Here is a 22,092-nt window from a genome sequence, read left to right as displayed (position 1 = left end):
GTAGATGTTCCATGACTTCCTTCGCCGCACGGGGTTTCGCCGCCAACTGACAGTCATCGTCTCTGCCGCCATTCTTGGCCTGGCGCTGTTTTCCTCGCTGATGAATTCCTGGGAAGCGCGTACCCGCATGCGCGACTACTTCCTCGAACAGGGCGAGCGCATCGCCGAAAATCTGGCGCGCCAGAGTACCCTGGCGCTGCTGTATCACTCTCCCGAAAACGCCCAGGACGTCGTCGCTACCACCCTCACCTTCCCCGATGTGCTCAGCGTGCAGATCAGCGACACGCGCCGCCAGGTGCTGCTCTCGAAAAGCCAGAGCGGCGCCGCGCCGGCCGGGCCGCTGGCGCCCATCTCGCCCATACCCCAGGCGCGGCTGGCCGATGAAACCTCGCAGGCCTGGCACTTCACCGCGCCGGTGTTCGGCGGCCAGGGACTGGCCTCGCCGTTCGACCTGCAGGAGCCGCCCAAACAGCTGCTCGGCCACGTCCATGTGGCCATCGCCAAGGATACGCTGAACCGCCTCACGCTGTCGCTACTGGTGGGTAACCTGATCGTCACGCTGTCGTTCGCCGCCATCCTGCTGGCCATCGTGCGCCTGCTCACGCGCCACATGATCAACCCGCTCCATGCGCTCTCGCGCCTGATGCAGCGTGCCGAAGCGGGCGAATCGGGCATGCGCGCCGCCCCGGCCGGCCCGCGCGACCTGATCGACATGGCGCTCGCCTTCAACAAGATGATGAACGTGCTCGAACAGCGCGAAGCGGAACTGAAGGACTCGCGCGATGCCGCCGTCAGCATGGCGCTGGTCAAGGCGCAGTTTGCCGCCACCGTCAGCCATGAAGTGCGCACCCCGCTCAATGGCGTGGTCGGCATGCTCGACATGCTCAAGGAAATGAACCTGAACAAGCGCCAGGCCGAATGCGTGGATGTGGCCTGGAATTCCTCGCGCACCCTGATCGAACTGATTAACAACATCCTGGACTTCTCCAAAATGGAAGCGGGCAAGCTCTCGCTCGAAGAAGTCGATTTCGACCTGCGCACGCTGCTCGAGGAAGTCATCGAACTGGTGGCCAAACAGGCGCAGGTGCGCGATGTCGAACTGGGCTACCTGCTCGGCGCGGGCGTGCCGCAATGCGTCAACGGCGACTCGCTGCGCCTGCGCCAGGTGCTCATCAACCTGCTCGGCAACGCCGTCAAATTCACCGAGCATGGCGAAGTGGCGGTCAGTATCGCGCTGGCCGATGGGCCCGAGTACGGACTGCGCTTCGAGGTGCGCGACACCGGTATCGGCATGAGCGCCGACCAGCAGCAGCACCTGTTCCAGTCCTTCGCCCAGGCCGACCCGTCGACTACCCGCAAATACGGCGGCACCGGCCTTGGCCTGGCCATCTGCAAGCAGCTGGTCGAACTGATGGGAGGCGCCATCACGGTCGACAGCGCGCTCGGCGAAGGGACCGCCTTCACCTTCAACATCGTCTGCAAGGCCGCGCTGCAGGAACTGCCGGAACCGGCCCACACGGAATTGGCCGGCCTGCGCACAATCGTGGTCGACGACAGCCAGATCGTGCGCAGCTTCGTGGCCCAGACCATGCAGCGCCACGGCATCGACTGCCACGTCACGCGCTGGGGCGGCGAAGCGCTGCTGCAGCTGAAGGTTGGCGCCATGGAAGCGCGTCCGTACGCCATCGTCATGATGGACATCGGCGCCCTGGACGACGACGGCAACGACCTGGCGGGACGGATCGCCGCCGATTCGCCCGGCACGCTGGTGCTGATCCTCGACCGCTTCGGCACGCCCTCGGGCGGCACGCTGGTCGACGGCCATCCCTCGCTCGGCAAGCCGCTGCGCGAAGACCGCCTGCTGCAGGCGCTCAAGGACTTGCTGGCCGGCGCCAGGGCGCCCGCGCTGGCCATGGCGAGCCAGCTGGCCGCGCCGCCGCGCACCTCGTTCCGCATCCTGGTGGCTGAAGACAACCGCACCAACCAGATGGTCGCCGCCGGCATGCTCGCCATGAACGGCTGCGCCTGCGAATTTGCCGCCAACGGGCGCGAAGCGCTGGAAGCGGCCCGCAACGGCAGCTTCGACCTGATCCTGATGGATTGCAGCATGCCGGAGATGGACGGCTACGAAGCGACCGCGCACATCCGCGCGTTCGAACAAGGCAGCGGCCGGCGCACGCCGCTGGTCGCCATGACCGCCAACACCCAGCGCGGCGACGCCGAAAAGTGTCTGGCCGCCGGCATGGATGACTACCTCGCCAAGCCGATCACCCTGTTCGAGCTGCGCCAGAAGCTCGATCGCTGGCTGCCGCGCGGCGATGCGTCGCCCGGCGATGCGTCGCCCGGCGAAGAGCTGCGCAGCGAGCCCGCCGCCGACAGCGGCGAAAGCCCGATCGACCAGGCCATGTTCGTCAAGCTGCGCGAGATCATGGGACCATCGCTGGCCCAGGCCATCAGCCCCTTCCTCGAAGACACGCCGCAATACCTGCTCGACCTGGAAGCGGCGGCCCACGGCGGCGACTTCGACACCGCGCGCGCCAAGGCGCATGCGATCAAGGGTTCCTCCGGCAATCTGGGTGCCACCCACCTGGCGCAACTGGCCAAGGAAGCCGAAGACCACGGCATCGCCGGCCGCCCCGAACTGATCGTGCCGCTGCTGCCGCGCCTGCGCGTGGCCTACAACGCGGTGGCCAGCGCGCTCGCGCTTGAAGTGACCGGCGACGACGCTGCCGGCCAGGGTAGCGGCGACGACGTGCCGCAGGTGCTCATCGTCGACGACGACCGCAGTACCCGCAGCACCTTGCGCTACACCTTGCAGCGCGACGGCTTCAAGGTCGAAGAAGCGGCCGACGGCGCCCAGGCCTTGACGATGCTCAAGCGCTTCCAGCCCGACGTGGTGCTGATGGACGCGGTCATGCCCGTGATGGACGGCTTCACCGCCTGCGCGCGCATGCAGGAACTGCCCGGCGGCAGCAGCATTCCGGTACTGATGATCACCGCGCTGGAAGACAATTCCTCGGTCGAGCGGGCCTTCGCGGCCGGCGCCAGCGACTATATTCCGAAGCCGATTCACTACGCCGTGCTGTCGCAGCGCGTGCGCCGCATCATCGAAGCGAACCGCGCCGAGAAGCGCATCCGCCACCTGGCCTTCAACGACTTGCTGACCGGGCTGCCGAACCGCACCCTGTTCTTCGACCTGCTCGGACAAGCGGTCGACCAGGCGCGCGTGAACAAGACCTCCCTGGCGGTGCTGTTCCTCGACCTGGACCGCTTCAAATACGTCAACGACAACCTCGGGCACGACATCGGCGACCGCCTGCTGGTGGCGGTGGCGCAGCGCGTGCGGCGCGCGGTGCGCAGCATCGACATGGTGGCGCGTTTGGGCGGCGACGAATTCACGATCGTCCTGGGCGACGTCGACGGACCGGCGCCGGCGGCCGCCGCGGCGCAGACCATCTGCCGCGTGCTGGCCGCGCCGTTCCAGATCGACGGCCACGATATTTTCGTCACCAGCAGCGTCGGCATCGCCATGTATCCGTTCGACGGACTCGATGTCCCGACCCTGGTCAAGCGCGCCGACAGCGCCATGTACCGCGCCAAGAAGACCAATACCGGCTTCCAGTTCTACGAAGCGTCCATGGAACAGGCCATTTCGGAGCACGTGCGCCTGGAAAGCGACCTGCGGCGCGCGCTGGAGCGCAACGAGCTTGAGGTGTTTTACCAGCCGCAGGCGCGCTTCGACAACCAGCGCATCGTCGGCATGGAAGCACTGGTGCGCTGGAAGCACCCGACCCGCGGCATGGTGCCGCCGGTCGAATTCATCCCGCTGGCGGAAGAGACAGGCTTGATCAATCCGCTGGGCGAATTCGTGCTGCGCACCGCGTGCGCGCAGCTCAAGGCCTGGATCGACCAGGGCTTGCCGCCGATGCGGGTGGCGGTCAACCTGTCGGTGCGCCAGCTGCTGCAAAAGAATTTTGCCGATACGGTGGAAGCGGTGCTGGTTGCCTCGGGCCTGCCGCCGGACCTGCTGGAACTGGAGATCACCGAGAGCACCCTGATGGAACACGCGCAGGATACGCTCAAGGCACTGCACCGCCTGCGCGGGCTGGGAGTGCGGCTGTCGATCGACGATTTCGGCACGGGTTATTCATCGCTGTCGTATCTGAAGCGCTTCCCGGTCGACATCATCAAGATCGACCGTTCGTTCGTGGCCGACGTGCCGCACGACGCCGACGACGCGGCCATCATCGCGGGCATCATCGCGCTGGCGCACAGTTTGAGGCTGGAAGTGGTGGCGGAAGGGGTGGAGACAGAAGCGCAGCTCGACTACCTGCGCGCGCAGCGCTGCGATCTGCTGCAAGGGTGGTACCTGGCGCCGGCGATGCCGGCGGAGCAGTTTGCTGAGTTGATCATCAAGCGCGAGGCGATGGCGTTGAGGGTTTGACAGTCCTGCGCCGCGCGTACACTTAGGGTACAACGCTACACTCAAAACCGTCTTTCCCGCGCCAAGGCGGCACTCGGCGGGAATCCAAGGCACCCTCGCTCAGCAAAGAAAACTTGGATTCCCGCCTACGCGGGAAGTCGTTTCTGGCAATGCCAGGAACGACGGCTCTTAGATCTCTTCGTACAGCGGCAACGTCAAAAACTCCGCAAACGATTCCGACGTCGACATCTCTTCAAAAATCACCGCCGCGCGCACATAGGTCGGGTTGTCGCCATTCGGCGCGACGTCCTTCACCTTGGCCAGCTCCTCCGGAATCATCGCGCGCACCATGTCGGCGGTGACCTTGCGGCCATCATCGAGCACACCCTTGGTCGAACGAATCCACTGCCACACCTGCGAGCGGCTGATTTCCGCCGTCGCGGCGTCTTCCATCAGGTTATGAATCGGCACGCAGCCATTCCCGGCCAGCCAGCTGCCCAGGTAATGAATACCCACGTTGATGTTATAGCGCAGGCCCGCTTCCGTGATCGGCGCTTCCGGCTTGAAGTCCAGCAGTTCGGCCGCTGTCACCTCGATATCGGGACGCTGCTTGTCGATCTGGTTCGGCTTCTCGCCCAGGACCTTCTTGAATTCGCCCATCGCCAGTTCCACCAGGCCCGGATGCGCAACCCAGCCGCCGTCGTAGCCGTCGGTCGCATCGCGCGCCTTGTCGTTGCGCACGCCGCCCATGGCGATCTCGTTCTTCTCCGGATCGTTCTTGATCGGGATCAGCGCCGCCATGCCGCCGATCGCCGGGGCGCCACGCTTGTGGCAGGTTTTCAGCAGCAGCAAGGCGTACGCGCGCATGAACGGCGACGTCATCGTCACTTTCGGACGGTCGGCCAGGCAGAAGTCCTTATCGAGCTTGAATTTTTTGATGCACGAGAAGATGTAATCCCAGCGGCCCGCATTCAGGCCGGCGCTGTGTTCACGCAGCTCGTACAGGATTTCATCCATCTCGAAGGCGGCCAGGATCGTTTCGATCAGCACGGTCGCCTTGATGGTCCCCTGCGGCAGGCCCAGTTCCTGCTGCGTCATGACGAAAATATCGTTCCACAGGCGCGCTTCGAGGTGCGATTCCATCTTCGGCAGGTAGAAATACGGACCGGCGCCGCGCGCCAGCTGCTCTTTGGCGTTGTGGATCATGAACAGCGCGAAGTCGAAAATACCGCCGGAGACGCGCTTGCCGTCGACCAGCACGTGCTTTTCATCGAGGTGCCAGCCGCGCGGACGCACGACCAGGGTCGCGATCTTGTCATTGAGCTTGTACACCTTGCCATTCTGTTCGAGCGAAATCGTGCGGCGCACGGCGTCGCGCATATTGATCTGGCCCGTGATCTGGTTGTCCCAGTTCGGCGTGTTCGAGTCTTCGAAGTCGGTCATGTAGCTGTCGGCGCCCGAATTGAAGGCGTTGATGACCATCTTGCGCTCGACCGGACCGGTGATTTCGACGCGGCGGCATTCGAGTGCCGGCGGAATCGGCGCGATTTTCCAGTCGCCGGCACGAATCTGCGCGGTTTCAGGCAAAAAGTCGGGACGCTCGCCGGCGTCGAGCCGCGTGGCGCGCGCCACGCGCGCAGCCAGCAGTTCCTGGCGACGCGGCTCGAAGGCGCGCGTCAGGCGCGCCACCAGGGCCAGCGCTTCCGGGGTCAGGATCTGGTCATAGCCAGGCTTGATCTCGGCGGTAATTTCCATGCCGGCGGGGATATTGATACTCATGCGTGCTCCTGTAGAAGTAAAGAATGCAAAAAATCGTCTTCGGCCAGTATAGGCGACCGTTGGCGTTTCATCTGCCATCCAGTATATTCACTAACTGGTAGCTAAACGAGACAAAAAATACATTCATCTGTGCGTTTTTGTCACAGATAAAAGGGAGTAGCACGTGGGGCAGTTCCGTCAGATTTCCACCTTCGTCGAAGTAGTCGCGCGCGGCAGCCTGTCGGCGGCGGCGCGCGCCGAGGGCATCGCACCGGCCATGATCGGGCGCCGCCTCGATGCGCTCGAAGCGCGCCTGGGCGTCAAGCTCCTGCAGCGCACCACGCGCAAACTGGCGCTCACTGACGAAGGGGCGGCCTTCCTGGAAGACTGCCAGCGCATCCTGGGCGAACTCGAAGAAGCCGAATCGGCCGTCGCCGAACGCAGCGCGCGCGCCAGCGGCCACCTGCTGGTGTCGGCGCCGGCCGGCTTCGGGCGCCAGCACGTCGCGCCCCTGCTGCCCTCGTTCCTGGCCGAGCACCAGGATGTCACGGTCAACCTCAATCTGAACGACCGGGTGGTCGATGTGGTCGGCGAAGGGGTGGATGTGGCGATCCGCATCGCCAGCCTGTCCGATTCGAGCCTGATCGGCGTCAAGCTGGCCGACAATCAGCGCGTGCTGGTAGCCTCCCCCGCCTACCTGAAACGCCACGGCATACCGGAAACGCTGGCCGACCTGGCGCGCCACAACTGCCTGGCGATCAGCAGCGAAGGCAGCCAGCGTGGCTGGACCTTCCGCGACAACGGCAAGCTGGTGACCCTGAAAGTGGCGGGGAACATGGTCTGCAACGACGGCGAAGTGCTGCACGACTGGGCGCTGGCGGGCAAAGGCCTGGCGTGGCGCTCGATGTGGGAAGTGGGAACGGAGATCGAAGCGGGCACCCTGTGCACGGTGCTGGACCGCTTTGCGGCGCCGGGCAACGACATTTACGCGGTGTTCGGGCAGCGCCGCCACCTGCCCTTGCGCATCCGCGCCTTCGTGGACTTCCTGCGCCGCACCTACGCGCAGCCCGATTACTGGCGCGCCTAGATGGCCGCTCCAGAACGCCATCGGCCCGCACGAGGCGGGCCGACGAAAAGCTAGACAAAAAAAATCCCCGGAAACCGAGGATTTTTTGTCGTTGACTCAGCGATTAGATTGGCTGAATGTTCGAAGCTTGCTTGCCTTTAGGGCCAGCGGTTACTTCGAAAGAGACGCGTTGGTTCTCTTGCAAAGATTTGAAGCCGTTCGACTGAATCGCCGAGAAGTGAGCGAACAGATCTTCGCCGCCTTCATCAGGAGTGATAAAGCCAAAACCCTTCGAATCATTGAACCATTTTACGATGCCAGTTGCCATTACAATTTCCTATTTCAGTTAAGTTGGGCTTACGCCCGTTTTAGATCGTTTGACGAAGCAAGAAAGAAATGACAGACAGACTGCACAACTACCTCGAATCACAACGATCCCGCATTATACCGAATAAAACACAAAAAACACGTCCCCTGCAAAATAAACTTCCCGGAAGCCGTAAAAATTCAGAATATCAACTTTTACAGCACCGGATTTGCAGCGGCAGTACGACGAATATAGAACATCGACACTGCCGAAGTTTGCGTTAGATCAAACGATACGCCCACTTGACCTTGCATGCGCGCACAATTGGCAAAAAAGTACGTGCGTTGTCGTTTTCTTGCGGTTTCAGGGGAATGTCGACAAACGGTAGCGATCCGGCCGGTGTCGTCGTGAGGCGCTGCCGGCCGCCCCTATGGTGGCATCGCAGGCCGACAGCGGCCGCGTGGCACCTTACCGGCGTTCGCTTTTACTCAGGCTGGCCCGGATAGACAGCCGCCTTGGGGTCAAGGCGCGCCCACGCGATGTATTCGTCGAGCGCGTGCAGCCAGTCGTTCCAGTCCTTGGGTGCGATCAGCTCGAAGGCCATCAGCACGCGCAGGCGCTGCTCCAGCTGGCGCGCCTGGCCGCCGAACGCGCGGAACCCGAACGTGGCCGCCGAGCCGGCGATGGTATGCAGGCACTGATGCAGCTCCTTGACCAGGGCCGCATCGGCGGCGGCCGGATCGAACCTGGCGCGCAGCTCCTCCAGGCGCGCCAGCGTGGCCGGCACGCTGGCAGCGAACTTCTCGTTGAGCGCGTGCAGGCGTGCGAAGAACTCCTGGTCGATCAGCGTGGCCATCGCGCGGCTTACTTGGTACCGAAAATGCGGTCGCCCGCGTCGCCCAGGCCCGGCACGATGTAGGCATGCTCGTTCAAGTGCGAATCGAGCGAGGCCACATACAGCTTCACGTTCGGATGCGCGTCCTGCACCACCTGCACCCCTTCCGGCGCGGCCACCAGGGCCAGGAAGATGATCTGTTCGTCGGTCACGCCGCGCTTTTTCAGCACGTCGATCGCATGCACCGCCGAATTGCCGGTGGCGACCATCGGGTCGCACAGGATGAAGATGCGGTCGGTGGTGTCGGGCAGGCGCACCAGGTACTCGACCGGTTTATGCGTTTCCGGGTCGCGGAACACGCCGACGTGACCCACGCGCGCCGACGGCACCAGTTCCAGCAAACCGTCGCTCATGCCGATACCGGCGCGCAGGATCGGCACGATCGCCAGTTTTTTACCGGCGATGACGGGGGCGTCGATGGTCACCAGCGGGGTTTCGATCTGGCGCGTGGTCAGTGGCAGATCGCGCGTGATTTCGTAACCCATCAGCAGCGTGATTTCCTTGAGCAGCTCGCGGAACGTGCGCGTGGACGTGTCGCGTTCGCGCATGTGACTGAGCTTGTGCTGGATCAGCGGGTGGTTGAGGATGAACAGGTTGGGAAAGCGTGGATCTTGTTTCATGGAGTTCGATTCAGTTATCGTTGTTGTGGCTTGTACCCGTATTATCCCGCAAACCGAGCGCTTGTCCGCATTTCGCGGGAATATTCTCGGGTCAGGTGTCAGACCGGCAGTGCGCGCGCAAGGATCGCCGCGCAATCGACGCCTTGCGGCAGGCGTCCGAAAGCCCCGCCCACATCGACCGCCACGCGCGAGGCGATAAATGCCTCGCTCACAAAAACCGGCGCGTGGCGCAGCAGCAGCGCGGCCTGCACCGCGATCACGATGCGTTCTGCCAGCCGGCGCGCACCGAATTCGTCGCCCTGGGCGCCATCGAGGTCGGCCAGCAGGCGTTCGGTGCAAGCGTTCAATGCCGCGTTGCCGCTGCCGGCCAGCGCCAGTTCCCCCGCCAGCGCCGCGCGCGCCGCCGGCGTCTTGCCGAAGGCGCGCAGCAGGTCCAGGCACATCACGTTGCCGGAGCCTTCCCAGATCGAATTGACGGGAAATTCGCGGTACAGGCGCGCCAGCGGACCGTCTTCCACGTAGCCGTTGCCGCCCATGACTTCCATCGCCTCGGCGCCGAATGCCGGGCCGCGCTTGCACAGCCAGTATTTGCCGGCCGGGGTCAGGATGCGCCCCAGCAGCGCTTCGGCCGGATCGGCGGCGTTGTCGAAACAGCGCGCCAGGCGCAGCGCGAACGCGGTTGCGGCCTCCGATTCGAGCGCCAGGTCGGCCAGCACGTTCTGCATCAGCGGCTGCCCGGCCAGCGGGCGTCCGAAGGCGGCACGTCCGCGCGCGTGATGCAGGGCGTGCGTGAGGGCCGCGCGCATGATGCCGGCGCTGCCGATCACGCAATCGAGCCGGGTATGCCCGCCCATCTCCAGAATCGTCGCAATGCCGCGTCCCACCTTCCCCACCGGCCAGCCCACGGCGTCGCAGAATTCGACTTCGGACGAGGCGTTCGAGCGGTTACCCAGCTTGTCCTTGAGGCGCTGCACGCGGATTGCATTGCGGCTGCCGTCGGGCAGGTAGCGCGGGACAAAGAAACAGGTCAGGCCGGCGCTGCCCGCCTCGTCGGTCTGGGCCAGGATCAGGTGGGCGTCCGACTGCGGCGCCGAAAAGAACCATTTGTGGCCGACGATGCGCCAGGCGTCCGCGCCTTCCTCCCCGAAACGCGCACGCGCCTCGCCCGCATCGAGCATGGCGGCGCGGGTGGTGTTGGCGCGCACGTCGGTGCCGCCCTGCTTTTCGGTCATGCCCATGCCGATCAGGGCGCCGCTCTTTTGCTCGATCGGCAGCGAGCGCGGATCGTACTGGCGCGACAGGATCTTGGGCAGCCATTTGGCGCCGATGGCGCCGGCCTGACGCAGCGCCGGTACCGAGGCGTAGGTCATCGTGACCGGGCACTGGGCGCCGTTTTCGACCTGCCCGAACAGCATGTACTGGGCCGCGCGCGCCACCTGCGCGCCCGGCCGCGCCGCCTCCCAGGGCGTGGCGTGCACGCCGGTCCCGATCATCAGCGCCATCAACTGGTGCCAGGACGGATGGAACTCGACTTCATCGATCCTGCGCCCGCTGCGGTCAACATTATGCAGCACGGGTTTATTCACATTGGCCTGGCGCGCCAGGTCGAGCACTTCGGCCCGCCCCAGCTGTGCCCCCAGCGCGTGCAGACCATCGCCAGCCCACCCCGCCCCTTCGCGCGCGACCGCTTCCTGCAGCGCCGGATCGCAGCCGTACAGGTTGATATTTTCGAATGCGCTTGCCTGATTGAAAATTTCGTGGGTATCGTAGGGATTCATGGTCTGGACGGGTGCGGGCCCCGAAAATATTGCGCAAAAGCAGCATAATCCAAGTGCGCACACCCCCGAAAAGCTCTGGGTGAGCGACAATAGCAATCCGGGCCGGAAAAACGGCGGCGTGTCGCGCTACAGCCTAGCCCAAAGGCGAAAACAGGGCAAGAGTTGCTTTCCCGCCCGTCTGGCACACTGGCATTTGCGTTCGCTCAAGCAACATTAAATGACGCACCGCACCGGCGATTTTTGATGCATCCTAGAATCTTTCCGTGCCACATTGCATAGCGATTTGCTAAACCAGACCAGGCCGACCGGGCACCCGGCCTCCCGCGGCAAGCCACACTACGAAGGTAACGATTTCACAATGCGCTCCAGTGCCCCATCAGTTCTCCACGGCGATACGGCCGCCGAGCTTGACCAGTTCATGGAAGCGGCGGGCGACATCGTGTTTCGGCTCGACGCGGCGGGCCGGATCGTCTCGGCCAGCGAGCGCACCCGGTCCCTGTTCGCGCTCCAGGGCGCCGACGCCACGCTGGTGGCGCTGGCGCCCGAAGTCGACCGGGCCGCGCTGCGCGCCGCACTGCTCGATGCCGGCGCCGCCGCCCAGCCCACCCGGCTCGACGTGCGCCTGCACACCGGCAGCAAGGATGTCTGGTTCGAGCTGCGCCTGGGCCGCCTGCAACGCGCCGGCGACGCCGCCCTGCTGGTGGTCGGGCGCGATATCTCGGCCCAGCGCGACACCGAGGAACGCCTGCGCCACCTGGCCACCCACGACGCCCTGACCGAATTGCCCAACCGCCTGCTGCTGTCGGACCGGATCCGCATGGTGATCGCCCACGCGCGCCGCTCGGGCCAGAATTTTTCGGTCGCCACCATTGGCCTCGATGGCTTCAAGAAGGTCAACGATGGCCTGGGCCACCCGGTCGGCGACGCCGTGCTGCGCATCGCCGCGGCGCGCCTGCGCAAGACCCTGCGCGACAGCGACACGCTGGCGCGCATCGGCGGCGACGAGTTTGTCGTGGTCCTGCCGGGCACCTGCACCGAAGCCCAGATCAAGCTGGTCAGCGGGCGCCTGCTGGCCACCCTGCAGGCGCCGTTCGAGGTCGACAAGCACATCATCTACATCGGCGCCTCGATCGGACTGGCGCTGTTTCCCGAGCACGCCGAAGATGAAGTGCAGCTGGTCGCGCTGGCCGACGCCGCCATGTCGCGCGCCAAGGAAACCGGCAAGGCGCGCTGCCTGGTCTACAGCCCGCGCACAAGCGGCCCGCCGGAACACGACATTTCGCTCGAAGCAGCCATGTTCCAGGCCGTGCGCGAAGGCGAATTCCTGCTCTACTATCAGCCGATCGTCGACGCCCCCACGCGCCGCATCCAGGGCTTCGAGACATTGATGCGCTGGAAGCACCCGACCCTGGGCATGGTGCCGCCGGTGCGCTTCATCCCCATCGCCGAGACCAATGGCCTGATCAATCTGCTCGGTGCCTGGGCCCTGAAGGCAGCCTGCGTGCAGCTCAGGCAGTTCGAGGAAGTGGCCAAGCGATCGCTGTACATCTCGGTCAACATCAGCCCGCGCCAGTTTCGCAACGATAAATTCCTCGAGGTCCTGGACCATGCGCTCGCCTTTTCCGGCATGAGCGGCAGCCAGCTGGTCCTCGAAATCACCGAAGGAACCCTGATGATCGACCCCGTGCACGCAGAATCCATCCTCGTCAAGATGGCCGAGCGACAGGCGCGCATCGCCATCGACGATTTCGGCACCGGCTATTCCTCGCTGGCGTACCTGAAGCGCTTCCCGATCTCGGTGCTGAAAATCGACCGCGCCTTCGTCAAGGACTTGCCCGACGCCCCCAAGGATGGCGCGATCTGCAACGCGGTGCTCGACCTGGCCAAGCACCTGGGCCTGTCGGTGGTGGCCGAAGGCGTGGAAACCGAAGCGCAGCTCGATTACCTCGACCAGCGCGGCTGCCAGTACATCCAGGGCTACCTGACCGGCAAACCGATGCCGGCCCACGCGGCCATGGCCGCCCTCAGGGAAGACCTGTACGCGTCCCTGATGCCGCTCGAACCGCAGGCGGGGATACGATGATTGCCGGCGCACTGCTCCATACCGCTCCGCCCGGCCCGGCCAGCGCCGACGCCACTCTGAACCAGTTGTGGGAACGGGTGCGCCGGCGCGGCGACATGCCCGGCTTCGCCAAGGCCATCAGTTCCATTCTCGGCGCCATGCGCGGCGAGGACGAGCATCAGTTCAGCATGACGCAAACGGTGCTGTCGGACCCGGTCCTGACCCAGAAGGTTCTGCGCCTGGCCAACAGCGGCATGTATTCGGCCTTCGGCCAGCGCATCAACACCGTCACCAAGGCGGTGCTGGTGCTCGGCACCGAAGCGATCGGCCACCTGGCGCTGGGCCTGAAGCTGATCGAGGAACTGACGCGCGCCTCGCCCGATTCGGCCATCGCCCACGTGGAGATGGAAAAAGCGGTGCTGGCCGGGATGGTGGCGCAGCAGGTCGCCGCCAGCGCCGCCGCGCGCGACTCCGAAGAAGCGGTGGTGTGCTCGATGCTGCACACGCTCGGGCGCATGATGATCACCTTCTACATGCCCGAACGCTGGACCGCGCTGCAGGCGGTCGGCGGCACCGGTGGCGAAGACGCCGCCGCGCCGCCGGTGCTCGGCCTGACGATGGAAGACATCGGGCGCGCCGCCGCCGAACACTGGGGCTTGCCGAAAAATCTGATCAACGGCATGCGCCGGGTCGAGCCGGCCGAGCGCGGCGACGCGTTCACCCACGAAGACTGGCTGGCCGCGGTATCGACCATGTCCTCGCAATGCGCCAGCTCCCTGTGGAACGACGACGAAGCGGGGGCCGCCAACGTGCGCGCGCTGGCCAGCAGTTTCTCGTCGATGCTGGGGGTCGCGCCGGACCATCTCATGAGCGCCATCGAAAAAGCCAAGGAGACGGCGGCGGCCGACCTGTCGATCGCGCCGCTGGCCAAGCCGGCCGAGAAGCGCGAAGCCGACATCGCCACGCGCCGCATGCGCGCCGAGGGCAACAAGGTGCTCCTGTCGGGTGTCTCCGACATGCGCGACGTCGTCGCCACGGCCAACCCGGGCCAGATGATGTCGATGGCGCTCGAGACGGTGTACCAGGGCCTGACCTTTTCGCGCGCCGTGGCCTTCCTGCGCAACCGCCGCGAGAACAAGTACGTCGCCAAGATGGGACTGGGCGACGGCGTCAAGGACCTGATCGGCGGCCTCAGTTTTGACGATGCCTACAGCGCCAACGTGTTCCATGCCTCGCTCGGCAGCGACCGCGTGATTTTTGTCGAAAACGCGCACGACACCAAGTTCGCGGCCAAGCTGCCGCAGTGGTGGAAGGATTCGCTGTCGGGCGGGCGCAGTTTCGTGATCCTGCCGCTGTCGTCGAACGGCCAGCCGGTCGGCTTCATCTACGGCGACTGGGACGACAGCTTCCCGGCCATCCACCTGAGCCAGACCGAATTCGCATTGCTCAACGACCTGCGCGCGCTGATCGTCAAGACCGTGGTGCGCCGCCAGCAGGTGGAAACGGCCGCCGCGGCAGCCAAGCCGCGCTGACCGCACGGGCCGGGACACCGGCCCGCCTCACCTCGCGCGCGCCGCCCGGCGCCGCCGCAGCGCCGTCCGCGCGCAACAAAAAGTTAAAATAATTACAACCGGTAATCTGTTTGTAATTGACTTATATGCATCATGGCACCCTCGCTGGCCTGGCTGGTGCGTCCCGCCGTCGCCCACCGCGAGCAGCTCGGGTACCGCTGGTTTCCGGCACAAGCTGGCTGATTCCATGCATGTCATTTCAATTACATAAGCAGAAAGAATTCATGAATAATTTAACATTCCCGCGCTTGGCCCAGGTCGGGCTGATGATGGTGGCGGCGCCGGCCTTTTCGGCCACCGTCACGGTCAGCCTCAGCGGCGGCGTGGCGCCCTACCCCCTCGGCTCCTCGGTCTGGGCGACCGGCAAACTGGACGGCGTTGGCCGTTCCATGAAAATGTCGGTCAACGGCATCCCTGGCGGTAACGCGACCTACGGTTACATCAATTCGCAAAATGGCCGCTACATCGCCCCGTTGACCATGCCACCGAGCAACCCGGTGATCATTACCGCGACCATGGATACGGGCCTGTCCGGTTCCACGCCGCTGCTGCTGGCCGGTCCGGTGACGCCGACGCCTACCCCAACGCCGACGCCGACCCCGACGCCGACGCCGCCGTCCGCACTGGGCCTGGCACCGTGCGAACACACCGGCCCCGGGCGCGACTTGCAGGTCGGCGACGGCAAGCAGTACGGCTCGCTCGAGATGGTGCCGTGGGAATCGCTCGCCGCCGGCGACACCGTGCGCATCTTTTACCGCGCCGCACCCTACGCCGGCAAATTCATGGTGTCGGCCAAAGGCACGGCCCAGGCCCCCTGCGCATCTGCGGCGTGCGCGGCCCGAACGGCGAACGTCCCGTCATCGACGGCCAAAACGCCCGCACCCGCGGCGCGCTGGCAGCCAGCTACGGCGGCACCTCGTCGCGCGAAATCCACGAGGGACGCGCCATCATCCTGATCAAGCAGAAGGCAACCGACGCCTACACCGCGTTCCCGAGCCACATCCAGATCGATGGCCTGGCCGTGCGCCGCTCGCACCCGAACTATAGCTACTACAACTCGGCCGGCGCGCAAAAAACCTATCCGGAATTGGGCAGCTGCATCCGGGTCGAACGCGGCCAGCACATCACGATCGCCGACAACGACATCAGCGACTGCCAGCAAGCCTTGTATACCAAGTCGACCGACGAGGGAGACTTTGCGGTCAGCAAGCAGATCCGCATCGCCGGCAACCACATGTGGAACAACGGTATCGTCGGCAGCGACCGCCTGCATACCAGCTACACCGCCAGCGCGGGCATCGTGTTCGAGTTCAACCACTATGGTCCGGTGCGTGCCGGCGCACGAGGCAACTCGATCAAGGATCGCTCGACCGGCACCGTGGTGCGCTACAACCGCATCGAAACGGGCGCGCGTGCCATCGACCTGGTTGAAGCGGAAGACTTCCCCGTCACCGCGACGCGCGATCCGGCTTACCGCTCGACCTTCGTCTACGGCAACGTGATCGTCAAAAACGGCGACCACGGCAGCTTCATCCACTACGGCGGCGACCACTTCTACAGCGCTGCGGGCAATACCTGGGGCGAGCCGATTTTCCGCAAAGGCACCTTGTACTTCTTCAATAACACCGTGCACATGACGGGCGCGAATGTGTCGATGTTCCAGTTGTCGACCACCGAAGAGACGGCCGAAGTATGGAACAACGTGTTTGTGGCAGCGCCAAGCGTCACGGCCTTCAAGATGCGTTCGAATTCGGGCGTGGGTCCCGGCTGGACCGCGGGCGGCATCGTCAACCTCGGCAAGAACTGGGCGACGACGGGCTGGCGCGACGGCGCCGTGCCTGGCCAGCTCAATGGCCAAGGCAACATGATCTCCGGCAGCGCGTCGCCGGTCGATGTGGCGAGTTCGATTCCACTGACTGGCAGCGTGGTGGTCAACGCAGGCCAGCCACCGCACCGCAATGCGCTGGCGCATCCGGTGCAGTGGCAGCTCAAGCCGGGCGCGATTCCACGTCCTGTGGTCGGTACGGCGATTGACCTGGGCGCCGTCGAAAGATAAGGCGTGTCGGGACGGCGCTGCCTGGCAGTAGCAGACGGCGCCCCGGTCTTACGCGTACGCGCGCTGCCAGCGGAACGACAGCGCGGCGCTGGCGGCGGCCCCCACCGCCAGCGCCCCCGCCAGATAAAACACCGACTGCGGCCCGATGCGGTCCCAGCACAGCGACATCAGCAGGCCGCCGGCGGTACCGCCGATGCCGTAGGCAAGACTCATGTACAGCGCCTGGCCGCGCGCCTGCAGCGGGCCCGCGAACCAGCGCTGCATGACCATCACCGAACTTGAAAGGTGCGCGGCAAAGGTTGCCGCGTGCAGAAGCTGCGCCAGCGCCAGGACCAGCAGCAGCTGGCCGGCCGCGCCGATCAGCGGAAAGCGCACGGCAGCCACCGCGAACGCGCACATCATCACGCGCTGCGCACCGAAGCGGCGCAGCAGCGGCGCCTGGAAATAGAAAAACGCCACCTCGGCCACCACGCCCAGCGCCCACATGGCGCCGATCACCGGCTTGCTGTAGCCAGCCTGCTCCAGGTACAGCGAATAGAAGGCATTGAGCGACATGTGCACGCCCGCCATCAGCGCGGCCGAGACGAAAAACGCGATCACTTCGCGCCGCCGCAGCACGCTCCACAAGCCCGGCGCCGCTTGCGCATGGGGCAATGCGGGCGCCTGCACGATGAGCAGGCCAGACGCCGCCACGCACACCAGCAGGAACAGCGCGATCGACGGCAAGGCGTTCACGCCGAGCCAGTCGAGCAGCCAGCCGGCGGCCAGCACCGCCACGATGAAGCCGACCGAACCCCACATGCGCACCCGCCCGTAGTTGCTGGCGTCGCCGCGCAGCGCCGACAGCAACAGCGCTTCGGCCAGCGGCGCCTGCGCGCTCGAAAACAGGTTGAAGGCAACCATCACGGCGATGAACTGGAAGTAGGTCGCGGCGAAGAACATGCCGCTGAACGCCAGCAGCGCGCCGGCGGTGGTCAGGCGCAGCACGCGCACGCGCTGGCCGCTATGGTCGGCCAGCCAGCCCCACAGGTTGGGGCCGATGATGCGCATGACCTGGATCAGCGACATGAGCACGCCGATCTCGGGCGCGCTCATGCCGCGCGCGGCGAAGAACAGGGTCGCGTAGATGGCAAAGGCGCCGACCTGCGCGTAATACGCAAACAGGAACAGGGAAAACGGGGCGAGCGACGGGGCGATATGCGCAGCGCCGCGCCCCGCGCCGGCGTCAGGCAATTTTCGGCGTATCGACCCGCACGTCGCCGCACTGGGCGCGGTGCATCAGCGCGTGGTCGATCAGCACCAGGGCCAGCATGGCCTCGGCGATCGGCGTGGCGCGGATGCCCACGCAAGGGTCGTGCCGGCCGAAGGTCTCGACCATCACCGGATTGCCCGCCTTGTCGATCGAACGGCGCGGCGTGCGGATCGACGAGGTCGGCTTGATCGCAATCGACACCGTAATATCCTGGCCGGTCGAAATGCCGCCAAGTACGCCGCCGGCGTTGTTACCGACAAAGCCTTCCAGGGTCAGCTCATCGCCATGCTCCGAGCCGCGCTGGGCCACCGAGCGGAAACCGGCGCCGATTTCCACGCCCTTGACGGCGTTAATGCCCATCATGGCGTAGGCGATGTCGGCGTCGAGCTTGTCGTAGATCGGCTGGCCCAGGCCCACCGGCACGTTTTTGGCCACCACATCGATGCGCGCGCCGATCGAGTCGCCATCGCGCCGCAGTGCATCCATGGCCGTTTCCATGCGCGCGATCAGGCCGGCGTCGCCGCTGGCGGCAAAGAACGGGTTGTTCGGCACGTGTTCCCACGCCTCGAACGGCACCGCAATGTCGCCCAGCTGGCTCATGCAACCCATGAAGACGGTGCCGTACTGCTCGTGCAGCCATTTCTTGGCGATGGCCGCCGCCCCCACCACGGGCGCCGTCAGGCGCGCCGAGGAGCGCCCGCCGCCGCGCGGATCGCGCACGCCATACTTGTGCCAATAGGTGTAGTCGGCGTGGCCGGGCCGGAAGCTCTCGACAATATTGCCGTAATCCTTGCTGCGCTGGTCCTGGTTGCGGATGATCAGCATGATCGGCGTACCGGTGGTCTTGCCTTCGTACACGCCGGACAGGATCTCGACCGTGTCGGCTTCCTGGCGTTGGGTAACGTGGCGCGAGGTGCCCGGCTTGCGGCGGTCGAGGTCGGGCTGGATGTCGGCTTCGGACAACACCAGGCCCGGCGGGCAGCCGTCGATCACGCAGCCGATGGCCGGTCCGTGCGACTCGCCAAACGTTGTAACGGTAAACAGCTTGCCAAAAGAATTGCCGGACATGATAAGAAAGTGAGTGTCGGAAAAGCCAATTCTACCAGCCCGCGCGCTTTTGCTGGCGGCACCGGCCAACAGCCGCCCGGTCGCTGCCGAGCTGACTGAGCATTTTGTCAATTCGCTTGCTGCGTTGTGCAATTTCTTTTTCTTATCGTTAATAGATACAGTCAGCCGAATTCGTGGCATCCTGTTGGAAAGCAGTGCTTGTTCCGCAACCTGTGTCGCCCTGTCCGCGTGGATATGCGTTACTGTAACAATTGGACGTATACTGGCGACGCGTCATTACCGAGAAACGCCTGGAGAAGCGACACATGCCCCCATCGAGCACGCCCTTGGACGACCTTGAGGACGACCACGACGACCTGGTATTTTTGGAGGAACATTCCGCAGCGCCGGTAGCCGGGGGTGCGAACGGCGTTTGGCGCGTGATGATCATCGACGATGACGAAGACGTGCACTCGACCACCACCTTCGCCCTCGGCAACCTGGACATGCAACAGCGTCCGCTCGAATTCGTGCACGCCTACTCGGCCGGCCAGGCGCGCGAAATGCTCAAGCACGAACACGACATCGCCGTCATCCTGCTCGACGTGGTGATGGAACAGGACGACGCCGGCCTGCACCTGGTGCGCTACATCCGCGAAACGCTCAAGCTGGCCGACGTGCGCATCATCCTGCGCACCGGGCAGCCGGGCTACGCGCCCGAGATCGACGCCATCCGCGATTTCGACATCAACGACTACAAGACCAAGTCCGAACTGACCCGCATCAAGCTGTTTACGACGGTGACGGCGGCCATCCGCTCGTACGAACAAATCCGCGCGATCAGCGCCAACCGGCGCGGCCTGGACCTGGTGGTGCGCGCCAGCACCGAGCTGATGGCTTTGCACGGGGTGCAGAACTTCGCCGCCGGGGTGCTGGCCCAGATCGCCGATATCCTGGACGTGGAGCCGAACGGCGTGCTGTGCGTGCAGGAGTGCCCCGACGGGCGCTGCCGCGAACTGCACATCATCGCCACCGCCGGCGCCTACCGCCGGCTTGGCGCCGGCAAGCTGACCGCGCTGGAGGACGCCACGGTCGCCACGGCCATGGAGCGCACCCTGGCCCAGCGCCGCAACATCTACGAGCCAGGCACCGTCACCCTGTTCTTCGCCGGGAAATCGAGCCGCGATTTCGTCGCCTACCTGGCGCCGGGCCGTGCGCTCGGCGAGATCGACCAGCGCCTGCTCGAAGTCTTCTGCAGCAATGTCGCCGTGGGGCTCGATAACGTCGAACTGGTGACGCATCTGCACAATGCGGCGTTCTACGACCAGCTGTCCAAGCTGCCCAACCGCACGCGCCTGGTCGAAATCCTCGACGCCACCATTGCCGGGCCGGCGCGCAACGACGCCACCCTGTCGCTGGTCGACCTCGACCACTTCGCCGAAACCAACGACGCGCTGGGACACCAGTTCGGCGACATGCTGCTCGTCGCCGTGGCCACCCGCCTGCAGCAGCGCCTCGGCCAGCAGCTCACCGTGGCGCGCATCGGCGGCGATATTTTCTCCGTGCTGGGCGATGCCGAAGCGGTCAATCCGGTGCGGATCCTCGAGCTGTTCGAAACGCCCTTCTCGATCGATGGCCAGGATGTGCAGCTGTCGGCCACCCTGGGCCTGGTGCGGCTGTCGGAACACGACGGCAGCGGCGCCGATGCGCTCAAGGATGCCGACATCGCCCTCAAGCGCGCCAAGAGCCAGCAGCGCGCCGGGCACTTCTATTTTTCGCGCAGCATGGGCGTGGAAATCCGCGAACGCGTGCGCATGATGCACGCGCTGCGCACCGGCTTCGCCAAGGGCGAGCTGTTCCTCGTCTACCAGCCGCAGATAGACCTGGTGGGGCGCTGCCCGGTGGGCGCCGAAGCGCTGCTGCGCTGGCAGACCGCCGACGGCACCTATATTTCGCCGGACCGCTTCATTCCCATCGCCGAATATTCGGGCCTGATCATCGACATCGGCGAGTGGGTGCTGCGCAGCGCCTGCCACGAACTGGTGCGCCTGCGCGACGCCGGGCACCGCCAGTTCACCATGTCGATCAACGTCTCGCAGGTGCAGTTCCGCCACCCGTATTTTCTGGACATGCTGCGCTCCGCGCTGGAAGAAACCGGGGCGCCGCCGGAATTCGTCGAACTCGAAATCACCGAATCGATGGCGATGGAAGAGCCGGACCTCTTGATCAAGATGCTGGCCCAGATCAAGCACACCGGCGTGTCGATCGCGATCGACGACTTCGGTACCGGTTTTTCGTCGCTCTCGTATTTGCAGCGGCTGCAGGTGGACCGGCTCAAGATCGACCGCGCATTCGTCACCGAAATCACCAATTCGGCGCGCGGCAGCAGCATTGCCGAAATGGTTATCCAGCTCGGGCGCAACCTGGGGCTGTCGGTGATCGCCGAAGGGGTCGAGGATGAACGCCAGGCCGAGATATTGCAGTCGCTCGGCTGCCCGCTGGCGCAGGGCTTCCTGTTCGCGCGTCCGATGGCCACCACGGCGCTGTACGAGTGGCTCAACAGCGACGAAGCCCTGCCCGGCTCCGCATGATGCAGGTGACGGTCGATATCACCAAACGCGACGTGTTCCTGGTGTCGCTGGCGATGATACCGCGCCTGAAGGGCAACTGGATTTTCATGGGCGGGCTGGCACTGGCGATCTTCGTGCTGGTGCTGGTGACGCGCACGCCGGACAATCTGTACTCGCTGGGCGTGGCGGCGGTGGCCGCGCTCGGGGGCGCCCTGGGCGGGGGGCTGTCTGCCCTGACGATCAATATCGCGACCATGCTGCTCAAGCTCGATGCCGGCAACCCCATGCTGGGGCGTCACCACTATGCGCTGACCGACGCCGGGCTGGAGCGGCGCGCGGGCAACCAGGACAGCATGCGGCCATGGGCGGCGATTGCCTCGGTGGGCCGGCTGGGGGGATATATCCTGTTCCGGCTGGAGGGGAACGGCGTTTTCCTGCTGCCGCGCCGCGCATTCAGTAGCGGCGAGGCGTTCCAGGCGTTCTGGCAGCGGGCCGGCGCGCTGAAAACGGCGGCTTGACGTTTCGCCCCTTCCACCCACCCTCGCCCCCGCGCAGGCGGGGCCCAAGTAATTAGATAAGCCACCGGGTTCGGCACGAACTTGGCCCCCCGCCTGCGCGGGGGCGACGGTGGAGGTGCCGGCGACGCTGTGGGCCACAGTGGCAGCACGAGGGCGACTAAACTGGGAG

The 22,092-nt window shown here is 65.2% G+C and carries 14 protein-coding genes; 7 read left to right on the top strand and 7 right to left on the bottom strand.

Going from position 1 to position 22,092, the window contains the following annotated elements; genetic code table 11:
* Positions 1–4: 4 nt before the first annotated feature.
* Complete coding sequence (locus tag RBA40_RS13180) at positions 5–4,444, top strand: EAL domain-containing protein (RefSeq protein ID WP_306648309.1); 4,440 nt, start codon at positions 5–7, stop codon at positions 4,442–4,444.
* A 168-nt stretch (positions 4,445–4,612) separates the two neighbouring features.
* Here the strand turns inward: RBA40_RS13180 and aceB are convergent, their stop codons facing one another.
* Entirely contained in the window at positions 4,613–6,202 is a 1,590-nt protein-coding gene (gene aceB / locus RBA40_RS13175) for a malate synthase A (protein WP_306648308.1), read from the bottom strand.
* Positions 6,203–6,365: 163 nt separating this feature from the next.
* Here aceB and RBA40_RS13170 point away from each other — a divergent pair, with 163 nt between their 5' ends.
* Complete coding sequence (locus tag RBA40_RS13170; RefSeq protein ID WP_306648307.1) at positions 6,366–7,268, top strand: LysR family transcriptional regulator; 903 nt, start codon at positions 6,366–6,368, stop codon at positions 7,266–7,268.
* A 103-nt stretch (positions 7,269–7,371) separates the two neighbouring features.
* Here RBA40_RS13170 and RBA40_RS13165 read toward each other — a convergent pair whose 3' ends face one another.
* From RBA40_RS13165 to RBA40_RS13150, 4 genes are all read right to left on the bottom strand, one after another.
* On the bottom strand, positions 7,372–7,575 hold the full coding sequence (locus RBA40_RS13165) for a cold-shock protein (RefSeq protein WP_010398811.1): 204 nt from the start codon (positions 7,573–7,575) through the stop codon (positions 7,372–7,374).
* Positions 7,576–8,038: 463 nt separating this feature from the next.
* Complete coding sequence (locus RBA40_RS13160; protein ID WP_306648306.1) at positions 8,039–8,410, bottom strand: Hpt domain-containing protein; 372 nt, start codon at positions 8,408–8,410, stop codon at positions 8,039–8,041.
* Positions 8,411–8,418: 8 nt separating this feature from the next.
* On the bottom strand, positions 8,419–9,069 hold the full coding sequence (gene upp / locus RBA40_RS13155) for a uracil phosphoribosyltransferase (RefSeq protein WP_054267939.1): 651 nt from the start codon (positions 9,067–9,069) through the stop codon (positions 8,419–8,421).
* 98 nt (positions 9,070–9,167) lie between these two features.
* On the bottom strand, positions 9,168–10,847 hold the full coding sequence (locus RBA40_RS13150; RefSeq protein ID WP_306648305.1) for an isovaleryl-CoA dehydrogenase: 1,680 nt from the start codon (positions 10,845–10,847) through the stop codon (positions 9,168–9,170).
* 358 nt (positions 10,848–11,205) lie between these two features.
* Here RBA40_RS13150 and RBA40_RS13145 point away from each other — a divergent pair, with 358 nt between their 5' ends.
* The 3 genes from RBA40_RS13145 (at position 11,206) to RBA40_RS13135 (ending at position 16,536) form a co-directional block, all read left to right on the top strand.
* Positions 11,206–12,930, top strand: a complete 1,725-nt coding sequence (locus RBA40_RS13145) for a putative bifunctional diguanylate cyclase/phosphodiesterase (protein ID WP_306648304.1) — start codon at positions 11,206–11,208, stop codon at positions 12,928–12,930.
* Positions 12,927–14,441, top strand: coding sequence for an HDOD domain-containing protein (locus RBA40_RS13140; RefSeq protein WP_306648302.1), 1,515 nt, complete (start codon positions 12,927–12,929; stop codon positions 14,439–14,441). Before RBA40_RS13145 ends, RBA40_RS13140 begins: the two co-directional genes overlap by 4 nt.
* Positions 14,442–15,309: 868 nt before the next feature.
* Entirely contained in the window at positions 15,310–16,536 is a 1,227-nt protein-coding gene (locus RBA40_RS13135; RefSeq protein WP_306648301.1) for a right-handed parallel beta-helix repeat-containing protein, read from the top strand.
* A gap of 48 nt (positions 16,537–16,584) precedes the next feature.
* Here the strand turns inward: RBA40_RS13135 and RBA40_RS13130 are convergent, their stop codons facing one another.
* Positions 16,585–17,769 (bottom strand): MFS transporter, encoded by a 1,185-nt coding sequence (locus RBA40_RS13130; protein WP_306648299.1) that lies wholly within the window; start codon positions 17,767–17,769, stop codon positions 16,585–16,587.
* A complete protein-coding gene (gene aroC / locus RBA40_RS13125) occupies positions 17,762–18,856 on the bottom strand; it encodes a chorismate synthase (RefSeq protein WP_306648298.1) in 1,095 nt (364 codons plus the stop codon). Before aroC ends, RBA40_RS13130 begins: the two co-directional genes overlap by 8 nt.
* A gap of 305 nt (positions 18,857–19,161) precedes the next feature.
* Between aroC and RBA40_RS13120 the strand changes: the two genes are divergently transcribed.
* Both RBA40_RS13120 and RBA40_RS13115 read left to right on the top strand, forming a co-directional pair.
* On the top strand, positions 19,162–21,426 hold the full coding sequence (locus RBA40_RS13120; protein ID WP_306648296.1) for a putative bifunctional diguanylate cyclase/phosphodiesterase: 2,265 nt from the start codon (positions 19,162–19,164) through the stop codon (positions 21,424–21,426).
* A complete protein-coding gene (locus RBA40_RS13115) occupies positions 21,423–21,923 on the top strand; it encodes a YcxB family protein (protein ID WP_306648295.1) in 501 nt (166 codons plus the stop codon). The genes RBA40_RS13120 and RBA40_RS13115 overlap by 4 nt, the downstream gene beginning before the upstream one ends.
* Positions 21,924–22,092 lie beyond the last annotated feature (169 nt).

Source organism: Massilia pseudoviolaceinigra, assembly GCF_030846505.1.
Classification (GTDB): Bacteria; Pseudomonadota; Gammaproteobacteria; order Burkholderiales; family Burkholderiaceae_D; genus Telluria_A; species Telluria_A violaceinigra.
Note: the sequence above shows the minus strand (reverse complement) of the source record. Positions and strands in the feature narration are given on the sequence as shown.

Coding starts and splice junctions, on each gene's coding strand:
- upp (WP_054267939.1), bottom strand. CDS start 9,069: ATGAAACAAGATCCACGCTTTCCCAACCTGTTCATCCTCAACCACCCG.
- aroC (WP_306648298.1), bottom strand. CDS start 18,856: ATGTCCGGCAATTCTTTTGGCAAGCTGTTTACCGTTACAACGTTTGGC.
- aceB (WP_306648308.1), bottom strand. CDS start 6,202: ATGAGTATCAATATCCCCGCCGGCATGGAAATTACCGCCGAGATCAAG.
- RBA40_RS13180 (WP_306648309.1), top strand. CDS start 5: ATGTTCCATGACTTCCTTCGCCGCACGGGGTTTCGCCGCCAACTGACA.
- RBA40_RS13145 (WP_306648304.1), top strand. CDS start 11,206: ATGCGCTCCAGTGCCCCATCAGTTCTCCACGGCGATACGGCCGCCGAG.
- RBA40_RS13115 (WP_306648295.1), top strand. CDS start 21,423: ATGATGCAGGTGACGGTCGATATCACCAAACGCGACGTGTTCCTGGTG.
- RBA40_RS13150 (WP_306648305.1), bottom strand. CDS start 10,847: ATGAATCCCTACGATACCCACGAAATTTTCAATCAGGCAAGCGCATTC.
- RBA40_RS13120 (WP_306648296.1), top strand. CDS start 19,162: ATGCCCCCATCGAGCACGCCCTTGGACGACCTTGAGGACGACCACGAC.
- RBA40_RS13160 (WP_306648306.1), bottom strand. CDS start 8,410: ATGGCCACGCTGATCGACCAGGAGTTCTTCGCACGCCTGCACGCGCTC.
- RBA40_RS13165 (WP_010398811.1), bottom strand. CDS start 7,575: ATGGCAACTGGCATCGTAAAATGGTTCAATGATTCGAAGGGTTTTGGC.
- RBA40_RS13140 (WP_306648302.1), top strand. CDS start 12,927: ATGATTGCCGGCGCACTGCTCCATACCGCTCCGCCCGGCCCGGCCAGC.